14 protein-coding genes are annotated in these 12,112 nt (G+C 41.2%); 7 read left to right on the plus strand and 7 right to left on the minus strand.

Annotation, left to right across the window (positions count from 1 at the left end):
• Window positions 1-157 precede the first annotated feature (157 nt).
• Complete coding sequence (locus EL076_RS08935) at window positions 158-511, plus strand: DUF3397 domain-containing protein (protein WP_003095949.1); 354 nt, start codon at window positions 158-160, stop codon at window positions 509-511.
• 94 nt (window positions 512-605) lie between these two features.
• Here the strand turns inward: EL076_RS08935 and EL076_RS08940 are convergent, their stop codons facing one another.
• The 4 genes from EL076_RS08940 to EL076_RS08955 form a co-directional block, all read right to left on the minus strand.
• Window positions 606-1,103, minus strand: coding sequence for a beta-class carbonic anhydrase (locus EL076_RS08940; protein WP_003092048.1), 498 nt, complete (start codon window positions 1,101-1,103; stop codon window positions 606-608).
• Between the two features lie 150 nt (window positions 1,104-1,253).
• Window positions 1,254-1,949, minus strand: a complete 696-nt coding sequence (locus EL076_RS08945) for a TIGR00266 family protein (protein ID WP_064520018.1) — start codon at window positions 1,947-1,949, stop codon at window positions 1,254-1,256.
• Between the two features lie 88 nt (window positions 1,950-2,037).
• Window positions 2,038-3,399 carry a DNA repair protein RadA gene (gene radA / locus EL076_RS08950; RefSeq protein WP_126430057.1) on the minus strand — a complete coding sequence of 454 codons (1,362 nt, stop codon included), beginning with the start codon at window positions 3,397-3,399 and terminating at the stop codon, window positions 2,038-2,040.
• A gap of 178 nt (window positions 3,400-3,577) precedes the next feature.
• Entirely contained in the window at window positions 3,578-4,024 is a 447-nt protein-coding gene (locus tag EL076_RS08955) for a dUTP diphosphatase (protein WP_064520016.1), read from the minus strand.
• A gap of 214 nt (window positions 4,025-4,238) precedes the next feature.
• Between EL076_RS08955 and EL076_RS08960 the strand changes: the two genes are divergently transcribed.
• From EL076_RS08960 to galU, 6 genes are all read left to right on the plus strand, one after another.
• The gene (locus tag EL076_RS08960; RefSeq protein ID WP_003092087.1) at window positions 4,239-4,841 is read left to right on the plus strand and encodes an NADPH-dependent FMN reductase; all 603 of its coding nucleotides are present in this window, start codon (window positions 4,239-4,241) and stop codon (window positions 4,839-4,841) included.
• A gap of 18 nt (window positions 4,842-4,859) precedes the next feature.
• Window positions 4,860-6,110 carry an NAD(P)H-dependent oxidoreductase gene (locus tag EL076_RS08965; RefSeq protein ID WP_126430059.1) on the plus strand — a complete coding sequence of 417 codons (1,251 nt, stop codon included), beginning with the start codon at window positions 4,860-4,862 and terminating at the stop codon, window positions 6,108-6,110.
• A 115-nt stretch (window positions 6,111-6,225) separates the two neighbouring features.
• Window positions 6,226-7,017 carry a formate/nitrite transporter family protein gene (locus EL076_RS08970; RefSeq protein WP_126430061.1) on the plus strand — a complete coding sequence of 264 codons (792 nt, stop codon included), beginning with the start codon at window positions 6,226-6,228 and terminating at the stop codon, window positions 7,015-7,017.
• Window positions 7,018-7,025: 8 nt separating this feature from the next.
• Entirely contained in the window at window positions 7,026-7,586 is a 561-nt protein-coding gene (locus EL076_RS08975) for an MptD family putative ECF transporter S component (RefSeq protein WP_126430063.1), read from the plus strand.
• Window positions 7,587-7,704: 118 nt separating this feature from the next.
• Window positions 7,705-8,727 carry an NAD(P)H-dependent glycerol-3-phosphate dehydrogenase gene (locus EL076_RS08980; protein ID WP_126430159.1) on the plus strand — a complete coding sequence of 341 codons (1,023 nt, stop codon included), beginning with the start codon at window positions 7,705-7,707 and terminating at the stop codon, window positions 8,725-8,727.
• 17 nt (window positions 8,728-8,744) lie between these two features.
• Window positions 8,745-9,659, plus strand: a complete 915-nt coding sequence (galU, locus tag EL076_RS08985; protein ID WP_126430065.1) for a UTP--glucose-1-phosphate uridylyltransferase GalU — start codon at window positions 8,745-8,747, stop codon at window positions 9,657-9,659.
• A gap of 45 nt (window positions 9,660-9,704) precedes the next feature.
• Here the strand turns inward: galU and EL076_RS08990 are convergent, their stop codons facing one another.
• The 3 genes from EL076_RS08990 to EL076_RS09000 form a co-directional block, all read right to left on the minus strand.
• Complete coding sequence (locus tag EL076_RS08990; protein ID WP_126430067.1) at window positions 9,705-10,379, minus strand: rhomboid family intramembrane serine protease; 675 nt, start codon at window positions 10,377-10,379, stop codon at window positions 9,705-9,707.
• A complete protein-coding gene (locus EL076_RS08995) occupies window positions 10,370-10,897 on the minus strand; it encodes a 5-formyltetrahydrofolate cyclo-ligase (protein WP_126430069.1) in 528 nt (175 codons plus the stop codon). The genes EL076_RS08990 and EL076_RS08995 overlap by 10 nt, the downstream gene beginning before the upstream one ends.
• Window positions 10,898-10,965: 68 nt before the next feature.
• Window positions 10,966-12,099, minus strand: coding sequence for an N-acetyldiaminopimelate deacetylase (locus EL076_RS09000; protein WP_126430071.1), 1,134 nt, complete (start codon window positions 12,097-12,099; stop codon window positions 10,966-10,968).
• Between the last annotated feature and the right edge of the window lie 13 nt (window positions 12,100-12,112).

The raw sequence follows: 12,112 nt of genomic DNA on the forward strand, positions 1-12,112 counted from the left end.
CTATTGTGGTTTTGGCGGTAAGTAAGTTTTGTTACCTCCCACAAGTATGTTTTTACATACCCTATCTATTATACAGAAATTCTTTTTAGATGCAAGAATTTCTTATTAAGTTTAGGAAAAAATTTACATAAAGGCCTTTTCGAGGTAAAATAGACTTATGATTCTATATAAATTCTTTGCTATAGCATTTTTGATTTTAACACCTATCTTTGCTTTTATTATCCACCGCTTCTTCAGTTTAAAATATCTCGGGCTTAATTTCGCTGACCTTACCTTCCCACTTTATTTTATTGAAGTGGTTGCTGTATCAGCCCGTTTCTTTACCCATAGTTTTTTGCCTTACATCACCATCTTATTATCCTTGGTGGCTATCATTATCACGATTCAGATGCTAAGAAAAGCACAATCTTTCAAGCTTAAACGTTTTCTTAAGTTGTTCTGGCGTATAAGCTTTTTTATCACTAGTCTTTTCTATTTGGGGACCGTGATTCTCATTTTTATCGTTTCTTAAAAACTAGATTAACTCAGCATTTATATTGTGTGCTGAGTTTTTTTTCATTGAATTATAAAAAAGCAGGCAATCACGCCTGCTCAATTTTTCGATATTAAGGGAGGACCTGAGTCATTCGACCAGTATCTACATCATAAACCGCACCGGAGATGATAACATCCTCAGGAATAAGCGGTGACTGACGAAGAATAGCCATATCTTCACGAACACTCTCTTCTACATCTGTGAATGGAAGAAAATCTTGATCAGAAACATCAACACCAAGTTCTTTATTGAGATAGGCGGTAAACTCATCGTTCTTAAAGGTCTGAGCACCACAATCTGTATGGTGGAGAACTACAATTTCTCGTGTCCCCATCTGCTGTTGAGAAATGACCAAAGAACGAATCATATCTTCCGTCACACGACCACCCGCATTACGTAAAATATGAGCGTCACCTAGGGCCAACCCCAAGGCCTGGGCAACGTGAAGGCGTGAATCCATACAAGTCACAATAGCCACCTTAGTCTTTGGTTTCAAGGGAAGATGGGCTGTCCCGTGGAGGTCAACATAGGCTTTGTTGGCATTGAGAAAGTTTTCAAAATAAGACATAATAACTCACTTTCTAATGAAGAAAATAATTTGACTATCAAATTATTTATACACTATCTTATCATCTTTTTCTTAACTTGTCAGCTATTGAGTTCGCAACATAAAAAGGAGAATGGATGCTTGTTAGCATCCATTCTCCTTCAATTCATATTATGAACGTTTTGGCAAGTATCTATTAAGCAAGCCTGCAAAGGTTTGAAGATTGAGACTTTGAACATAAATTTCACCTGTTCCTCTAAAGGTATTAACAACACCCTCTCCTGTTCCAATAGACTGCCAGAAACCATTTTCCAAGTGAATATTATAATCAAGTGTCTGACTCCAGGCAACGACATGAGCATTATCAATAGTCACTTCTTGATTGTTTAGCTCAATTTTTTTAATAGAACCGTAGGCATTTGCCAAGAGGGTTCCTTGGCCTTGAGTCGTCATGACGAAGAAACCACCCTGACCACCAAAAAGAGCCTTACCAACAGACTGGAGCTCCATTGTATAGTAAGCTGTGCCATCAAGTGCTAGAAAGGCACCGTCGTTTAGTCGGTACTGTTTTTCACCTAAATAAAGTGGCATCACTTGACCTGGAGAATCAGGGGCCAAGGCTATATAACCGTTATTGGACTGTGAGATAACCTGAGTAATAAAGCTACTTTCACCCGAAACCATTGAACGCCCAACGGCTTTTACAAAGCGACCTAGACCTGATCCACTGGCATTTAATTTGGTACTCAGTGTCACATTTGGTGTGTGATATACCATACTACCACGCTGGATAAAGACTGTTTCACCTTGATTAAGAGACAACTCTACTAAAGGGAATTGCATGTTGCTGTCTGTGAAAAATTGCATAATAAATACCTCCCTATCCTTATGAAAAGTATAGCATTGGAGGTATATTTTTGCAAACGTTTCCAAAAAAAGCGGATTTTTTGTTATCTTAAGAAAAAACTTTTTTGAGTACTTCTCCTACCGTCGTGACCCCAATGACCTGGATACCTTCTGGAATCTTCATGCCATGAAGCGAATTTTTAGGAGCATAAATCTTAGTAAAACCTAGTTTAGCGGCTTCATTGATACGCTGCTCAATACGAGTCACACGACGAATCTCTCCGGTCAAGCCAATTTCTCCTATAAAGGCTTCTTGTGGATTGGTTGGAAGCTCCTTGTAACTAGAGGAGATAGCAACGGCAACTGCAAGGTCAATAGCTGGCTCGTCCAACTTGACACCACCAGCTGATTTGAGATAGGCATCTTGATTTTGGAGAAGAAGGCCGCAACGTTTCTCTAAGACAGCCATGATAAGGCTGACACGGTTAAAGTCCAGTCCCGTCGTTGTCCGCTTTGCATTACCAAAGACGGTCGGTGTCACCAAAGCTTGAACCTCAGCTAGGATAGGTCGACTCCCCTCCATTGTGACAACAATAGCAGAACCTGTGGCACCGTCTAGGCGTTCTTCTAAGAAAACTTGGCTAGGGTTTAGTACCTCGACCAGACCACCTGACTGCATTTCAAAAATCCCAATTTCATTGGTTGAACCAAAACGGTTTTTAACTGCCCGCAGAATACGGAAGGTATGATGACGTTCCCCCTCAAAATAGAGCACCGTATCCACCATGTGCTCCAACATACGTGGTCCAGCCAGCTGTCCCTCCTTGGTCACATGCCCAACAATAAAAGTGGCAATGTTATTGGTTTTGGCAATCTGCATGAGTTCGGCAGTTACTTCACGAACCTGGGAAACAGATCCTTGAACGCCAGAAATCTCTGGGATCATGATGGTCTGAATTGAGTCGATAATAAGGAAATCAGGTTTGATAGCCTCGACTTGGCTACGTACTGCTTGCATATTAGTCTCAGCATACAGATAAAATTCGTTATCAATATCACCTAAACGTTCACTCCGCAATTTAATTTGCTCGGCTGATTCTTCCCCAGAAACATAGAGGACCGTTCCCTTGTTAGCCAGCTGTGTTGACACCTGTAAGAGGAGGGTCGATTTCCCTATCCCTGGATCTCCTCCAATAAGAACCAAACTCCCCGGAACCACACCGCCACCTAAAACACGGTTAAACTCGTCCATATCAGTTTTTATGCGGGCGTAATTAATTGAAGAGACTTCTTTTAACTTAGTAGGTTTGGACTTTTCACCCGTCAAACTGACACGGGCATTTTTAACCTCCTGCACCTCAACTTCTTCCTCAAAAGAGGACCAAGAAGAACAATTGGGACAGCGTCCTAGATATTTGGGTGAATTGTAGCCACATTCTCTACAAACAAAAGTTGATTTTTTCTTAGCTATGATTCTAATCCTTTCCTTTCATGATAAACTCAGACATTGCCATCTACCCCTATAAGCTCTAGCTTTTAATACCATTTCTCTAGAAAAACTCTTTTAAATCCAGATTGGTTAAGCAATAAGCCCTATGCTTCTCAAAGATACGAGAAGATATAACCAGCAAGCCGGCCGCAAATTTCTTCTATTTTCCAGTTGACCCGAACCCACCAGTTCGAACGCCATCTGCTTCGTCCCCATCTGCGATTAAGAAAGGTGCGAAGACAGCCTGAACCATGCGTTCGCCAACTTCAAGAGTCACGGGCTGATCAGTAATATTTTTCATCTGGGCGAAGATGTGACCTTCATTCCCAGGATTTCCATAGTAATCGCCATCAATAACTCCAACTGAGTTGATTAAGACCAGACCTTTTTTACGAGGGTTAGAGGAACGGTCATAGAGATAGAGAACCTCACCAGGTTGCATGTAAGCCTTAACACCTGTTGGTACGAGAACAATTTCCCCAGGAGCAATTACAGTATTCTCCGCAACCTTTAAATCATAGCCAGCCGCATGGGCAGTCTCCCGCTTTGGAAGTAAGTCCTGATTGTTATAGGTTGATACAAGTTCAAATCCACGAATTTTAGTCATTATTTTTCCTTTCAATACATCAGTTAACTAATTCTTGTAAAATCAGCTACACTGAACTTAAGAAGAATATTTCTTAAATCTATCCTATTATAATCTATTCGAAATAAGATGACAAAAGTAATAGTCTAATCGTATTCTCATCAAACGAAGATTGACTTTTGCCTAGGAAAACGCTAACATGATACTAGATATAATACTTTTAAGGAGAATTGTCATGAAATTCATCGGACTTGTTGGTACGAATTCAAAACGTTCAACTAATAGACAATTATTGCAATATATTCAGAAGCATTTTGCAGATAAGGCAGAAATTGAACTTGTAGAAATCAAAGATCTTCCTGTCTTTAACAAACCTGCCAATAAGCAATTGCCAGAAAGTGCACTAGAAATCGCTAAAAAAATCGATGAAGCTGATGGTGTTATCATTGGAACACCTGAGTATGACCACTCAATTCCGGCTGTTCTCATGAATGCTTTGGCCTGGCTCTCATACGGTGTTTTCCCTCTTTTGAATAAGCCTGTTATGATTACAGGGGCATCTTATGGAACCCTAGGAGCTTCTCGTGCACAGCTACAACTTCGTCAAATTTTGAATGCTCCAGAAATCAAAGCTAATGTGCTTCCAGACGAATTCTTGCTCTCACATTCCCTTCAAGCTTTTGATAGCAACGGCGATTTAGTTGACCTTGATGTCATCAAAAAATTAGATGCTATTTTCGATGACTTCCGTCTCTACGTCAAAATTACTGGTAAACTCTCACATGCTACAGAGTTGCTACATAAAGAAGCTGAAGACTTCGACTGGGAAAGCCTATAAGACAGGAGAATATAAACTATGAAATTTGTTGGACTCGTTGGAGCAAATTATGATCAATCATATAACCGTAAACTGCTCGAATTTATCAGAAGACATTTTAAAATTAAATTTGAACTTGAAGTTTTAGAAATTGATGAAGTCCCTATGTTTAATCAAGATGAAAAATGGGATGAAAGTTTCCAACTTCGCTTACTTAATAACAAAATTACACGCGCTGATGGTGTTATCATTGCTACACCTGAGCACAACCACACTATCTCTGCAGCACTTAAATCAGTTTTAGAGTGGCTCTCATTCGAAGTGCACCCATTTGAAAACAAGCCTGTAATGATTGTTGGTGCTTCTTATTACGATCAAGGGACTTCACGTGCCCAAGTGCATTTGCGTAAAATCCTTGAAGCGCCTGGTGTTAATGCTTATACACTTCCAGGTAATGAATTCTTGCTTGGAAAGGCTAAAGAAGCTTTTGACCTTGAGGGGAACATTACTAACGAAGGTACTATTAACTTCCTTGAACAATGCTTAGATAATTTCATCCAATATGTAGGAGTGGTTTCTAAATTGAAAAAACCAAAACCAATCGAACCCGAAGACTTGGATTGTAACAACCCAATCGCTACAACTGTTACTGAGGTCGACCCTGATGATCCTGAATGGGTAGAAAAAGTAGCTGAAATCACTGGTGCGGTATCTGGTGATACCTACGTGAAATTGGACCACGGTATTTTGACGGTTAATCAAATTGACATGTTCCTCAAGGCTATGCCATTTGAATTGACCTATGCTGATGATAACAACCAGTTCCTCTACTACAATAACGCCCATCAAGATCCTGATACTATGTTCGCCAAACGTGTACCGCCTCAATCAGGTAGCCGTATATCAACAGTTCACGGTTCACTTCCACCAGCTCGTATGAAGAATGTGGAATGGGTTATCGGTACCCTTCGTAACGGCAACCAAGAATATGTTCGTACGATTGTTCCAGGGTCACCTGAAGGAGTTATCAATACGCATAACTATCAGGCTATGTACTATGATGATGGTTCTTATGCAGGAATCAATGAAATCGTCTTTAACTTTAAACCATGGCTTGACTGGTATCTCGAAACAACTGGTCAACGCCTTGTCGGAGGAAGCGGTCCTTTTGCACCGGCTGCAGCTAGTCATGGCGGTAGCGACGCAACATCCGGAGCGTCAGACGCTGGTGGTCACGGTGGCGATGTAGCTCCAGCCGCAGATGCTACATCTGGAGCATCCTCATACTAAGACTTGGAAAAGTTGGGGCAACTGTCCTGACTTTTTTCATGGTCATCTTAGATTCATTTTCACTCGAGCTTGCGCATTTGCCATGCTCCAAGCCACACATTTTAGAGGTAAACCTATGTCTCAATTTCAAGAAAAAGTTTTCGCTGCTTGCGCTAAAAAAGAAGCTCTCTTTGACGAAAGTCTGGGGCGCTACGCCTTGCGTTCTATGCTTGCAGGAGCTTATCTTACCATGTCAACTGCCGTAGGAATTATTGGCGCGGATGTTATCGCTACGGGTATTCCAGTCCTTTCCCGCTTCGTCTTTGCCTTTATCTTTGCTATCGGATTGGTCTTCGTTCTCATTTTCAATGGGGAGTTGGCTACTTCAAACATGATGTTCCTGACCAGTGGTGCCTATTATGGTAAAATCAAATGGAGCAAGATATGTACCATCCTCCTCTACTGTACCTTTTTTAATTTTGTCGGTGCCCTTATCTTGGCCTGGTTCTTCAACCAATCCTTCTCTTTCCAACATTTGACTGACAAGAGTTTCCTAGTTACTGCTGTCTCAACCAAGCTTGGAAAAACAGATTGGATGAACTTTACAGAAGGTATTACAGCTAATATGTTCGTTAATATTGCCATCTTTGGCTACATGCTCCTCAAAGAAGAATCTGCTAAAATTTTCATTGCGCTATCAGCTATCTTTATGTTTGTCTTTTTGATTAATGAACACTTGATTGCGAACTTTGCTTCTTTCATGTTGCTCGGTTTCAACGGTGTGCGTGACGCTGTAGATAATTTCACTTTGGCAAATATTCTACGTCAGTGGATAGTCGTTTTCTTCGGTAACTGGATTGGCGGAGGTATTTTCATTGGTTTGGCATACTCTTGGCTCAATAAAACTAAAACACCTCACATTGATTAGGAGACCACATGCGTCAAAAAACGTTCATCAAACAAACCAGCCTAGCTATTCTACTCTATTTTATTTGCCTAGCCCTTGCAGTTGCCATTGATTTAATCTTTTTTAAAGTCAAAAATATGTATCATACGCCTGCCTTAGCGGCTATCTTTGCAGGCTGGGTCTACTTGGGGCTTATCAGAAAGACAAAACAATTTGGAGCGATTACCTGTCTGGGTATCTTTATGTCCATCTTCTTCTTTGCCTCTGGGCACTTTGTTCTAGCCTTTCTTCCTAGCTTTTTAGCTGGCTTTGTCGCTGATTTTCTAGCTAAGAAAGGGAACTATGAGAATAATAAACTAAATCTACTCTCCTATATGATCTTTTCCCTAGGAAACTTAGCACCCATTATCACCATGTGGCTTGCACCCAAAGCCTATATCGCACAGCTCCTAGCCAAAGGGAAAACTCAAGATTATGTAAATCAAGTTATGGTTCCCTTTACAAGCAGTCATATCTTAATCCTGATTGGAGGAACGCTCATGGCTGCCCTCATTGGAGGCTACATTGCCCAAAATTGGCTGAAAAAATAAATGGCCATCAGCCTTCCTAACAGAGCTTACAAGACAAACACGCTTTTCTTATGTTATAATGAGAAAGAATATAGTCTTTTTCTACTTTGTTAGAAAGGACCTAAAGGGAGACCTAATGATGAAAAAACAAAAAATCGCTGTCTTGGGCCCTGGTTCATGGGGAACTGCCCTTGCTCAGGTACTCAACGACAACGGACACGAGGTCCGTATTTGGGGAAACATCCCTGAACAAATTGATGAAATTAACGAGAAACACACCAACACCCGCTACTTCAAGGATGTGGTTTTGGATGAAAACATTAAAGCCTATAAGGGACTGTCTGAAGCCCTTGATAGTGTTGACGCTGTTCTCTTTGTTGTTCCGACCAAAGTTACTCGCTTAGTTGCTAAACAAGTTGCCGAACTTTTGGACCACAAGGTTGTTGTCATGCATGCTTCAAAAGGATTGGAACCTGGAACACACGAACGTCTTTCAACAATCCTTGAAGAAGAGATTCCTAAGGAACTTCGTAGTGAAATTGTTGTCGTATCTGGCCCAAGCCACGCTGAAGAAACTATCGTTCGCGACATCACTTTGATTACAGCAGCATCTAAGGATCTTGAAGTGGCACGCTATGTCCAAGGCATTTTCAGTAATAACTACTTCCGCCTCTACACCAATTCAGATGTGATTGGTGTTGAAACAGCTGGTGCTCTTAAAAACATTATCGCGGTAGGTGCTGGTGCCCTCCACGGTATGGGTTATGGGGACAATGCTAAGGCAGCCGTTATTACTCGTGGACTTGCGGAAATTACTCGTCTTGGTGTGAAACTTGGGGCTGATCCTTTGACTTACAGCGGTCTATCTGGGGTTGGGGACCTTATTGTTACAGGAACTTCTATCCATTCACGTAACTGGCGTGCTGGGGATGCGCTTGGTCGTGGAGAAAAGCTAGAAGACATTGAACGTAACATGGGAATGGTTATCGAAGGTATTTCAACCACAAAGGTTGCCTACGAAATCGCCCAAGAACTTGGCGTCTACATGCCAATTACAACAGCAATCTACAAATCTATCTATGAAGGTGCTGATATCAAGGAATCTATTCTCAATATGATGTCCAATGAATTGCGCTCTGAAAATGAATGGGATAAAAAATAAAAATCTAAGGAGTTCTCATGAAAAATCAAAAAGTTAGAAAAGCTATCATCCCCGCTGCAGGACTCGGAACACGCTTTTTACCAGCTACTAAGGCCTTGGCCAAAGAAATGTTGCCTATCGTTGACAAACCAACCATCCAATTTATCGTTGAAGAAGCCCTCAAATCAGGTATCGAAGATATCTTGGTGGTTACTGGTAAGTCAAAACGTTCTATCGAAGACCACTTTGATTCAAACTTCGAGTTAGAATACAACTTGGAACAAAAAGGTAAGACAGACCTGTTGAAATTGGTTAATGACACCACTGCTATCAACCTCCACTTTATTCGTCAAAGCCATCCACGTGGTCTCGGAGATGCTGTTCTTCAAGCCAAAGCATTTGTCGGAAATGAGCCATTTGTTGTTATGCTTGGTGATGACCTTATGGATATCACTAACGACAAAGCAGTACCTTTGACTAAGCAGCTCATTAACGACTATGAGGAAACACACGCATCAACCATTGCAGTTATGCCTGTACCTCACGAAGAAGTTTCTTCTTATGGTGTCATCGCCCCTCAAGGAAAAGGCGAAAATGGACGTTATAGCGTTGAAACTTTCGTTGAAAAACCAAATCCAGAGGATGCACCAAGTGATCTTGCTATCATCGGTCGTTACCTTCTAACACCTGAAATTTTCGGTATTTTGGAAACTCAAGAACCAGGTGCTGGAAATGAAGTCCAATTGACTGATGCTATCGATACACTTAACAAGACACAACGCGTCTTTGCTCGCGAATTTACTGGAGACCGTTATGATGTCGGTGACAAATTCGGATTCATGAAAACGTCTATCGATTACGCTCTTAAACATCCTCAAGTTAAAGATGACCTCAAGCAATACCTCATTGACTTGGGACACAAACTTGAAGGCAAACCAGCTAAAAAAGACTAATATAAAATCCATCGAACATGACATTCGATGGATTTTTCATTTAATTTAAAGATAAGTAAAGCCTAGAACAATTAGCAAGAGTGTAACGTAAGTTAAAAGGGCAGTGGAACGCCACCCCTTGCTAAAAAGGCGACTTTCAACCTTGTTGGCCAAAAAGATAGCTGCCAGAGCACCCCCAACTAAACCACCGAGATGACCTGTAATCCCAACACTAGGTGTAAATAGGTTGAAGATTAAGTTTATGACAATCAAAGCCAAGTAATTGCGACCTAACTGATTAAGCAAAGGACTATGACTATAGTAGCCAAGAATCACAACAGCCGCAAAAAGTCCAAACAAGGATGTCGAGGCACCAGCTGCAATAACATTAGGCGTAAAAAGTAAGGTAAAGGCATTTCCCATAACACCAGCCAACAAATAGAGCCCTAGAAAACGTAGAGTCCCAAAAATCTGCTCAGCCATTTTCCCCATAAAGTAAAGGGCAAGCATATTAAATAGAAAATGCTCAACACCTATATGCACAAAAATTGGTGTTACAAGACGCCAAAGGTTCAGTGGGCTGTACTGAACAAAAGCACCATACATAGCTCCCATCTTAAAGAGGCTCAAAGGCGAAGTCGCTTGAAAGCTATTTAAAAGATATTGACAGATAAAAGTCAACGTCGTAAGCCCCAACAATAGATAGGTTGCTGGGTATTTTTTCCACTCATTTACTGGCATGTGACGACCTCCTTAACAGGAATATCATAGCTGTCTGGTTGAAAATCATGTTTCTGGCAAGGATAAACCGTACTAACTGTCTCCCCTTCAAAATCAGACAAATAGCGATCATAGTAACCTGCTCCGTAACCAATGCGATAGCCTTCAGCATTGAAAACTACTCCTGGCACATGAATCAAATCAATCTCTGATTTTTCCACAGCCAAATCAGACGCAGGTTCCATCAAGCCAAAAGAGGTAGCAACAAGATTATCTGGATTATAATCCACAAAAATCATTCGACCTTGTTTATATGTTTTAGGAATCAAAAGTCGTTTACCATCCTTTAAAGCCTGCTTGATTAAAAGACTGGTATCATATTCATGAGGAAAAGACAAATAAGTCGCAATCACTTGGGCATCTTTATAAGCAGGTAAGGCAATCAATTGCTCCAAAAGATATTTATCTATCTTAGCCTTAGTCTCAGGATCTTGTGAAGTTAACTGAGCCAAGACTGTTTTTCTAAGTTCATTTTTCATAGGTTTATCATATCAAAAAAGCTACCAAAAGTCAGACTTGGTAGATTTTTTAGCTTTATCGACTCTGATTAGGCTTCTGCCTTGTGTTTAAGGAATTTTCCAATTTCAGCCACTGCAAAAGCAAGGGCATCTTCGTTTGGACTCATCTTAGGATGGTGAAGTGCATATGGCGTGTCGATTCCCAACCAGAACATGACACCAGGAACCTTACTAAGCAAATAACCAAAATCCTCTCCAGTCATAGCTGGTGGACAATCAATCAGGTTGACCTCTGGGCTAGCATCAAAGAAGCTCATCAACTCTTTGGCCAAGGCTGGATTATTTTCCACAGGAAGATAACCACCTTGTTTCAACATGATATCCACTTCCATACCAAAGCTAGCTGCTACGCCTTCTGCAATCTGGCGCACGCGCTTCTGGATAAGGAGATTCATTTCCTGAGTAAGGGTACGAATAGTTCCATAAACCTCTGCAGTTTCAGCGATAACATTGTTAGTAGTTCCCGCATGGAAAGAACCAAAGGTAACTACCCCACCCTGGATAGGGTCAACATTACGACTGACAATCGTTTGCACCTGAGTAATAAAGTAAGAAGCTGCTACAAGGGCATCATTGGCCTCATGTGGAAAGGCCGCATGGCCACCTTTCCCCTTGAAAGTAACGAGAACTTCACAAGTCCCAGCAAAAAGGGTGCTTGTGTTAGTCGCAATATCACCTACCTTGAAATCTGGACGAACGTGGAGGCCATAGAACTCATCTGGCAACCAGTCTCCAAAGGCACCATCCTCATACATAAGCATACCACCCGCTTCATTTTCTTCGGCCGGCTGGAAGAGGAAGAGCATGTTATTTTTAGGTTGTACTTGAAGCATCTGATCCAAGAGACCAAGCGCTGTCGTCATATGAATATCGTGTCCACAAGCATGCATACGACCTTCATGAGTAGACTTGAAGTCAAGACCTGTTTCCTCTACGATTGGGAGACCATCAATATCTGTACGCCAACCAATAGTTTTTTCAGGAGCATGCCCGTGAAGATAGACAAGAATCCCTGTACGCCAAGTACGTTGCTCCACAAAGTCCTTACCTTCAGTCATTTCAGCAATACGCTCTAAGAGATAAGCCTGAGTTTTAAATTCTTCCAAACCAATTTCAGGAATTTGGTGAAGGTCCCGTCTGATTTTAATTAAATCAAGTGTCATGTTTTTATCCTTT

It is taken from the genome of Streptococcus vestibularis (assembly GCF_900636445.1).
In the GTDB taxonomy this organism is placed as follows: Bacteria; Bacillota; Bacilli; order Lactobacillales; family Streptococcaceae; genus Streptococcus; species Streptococcus vestibularis.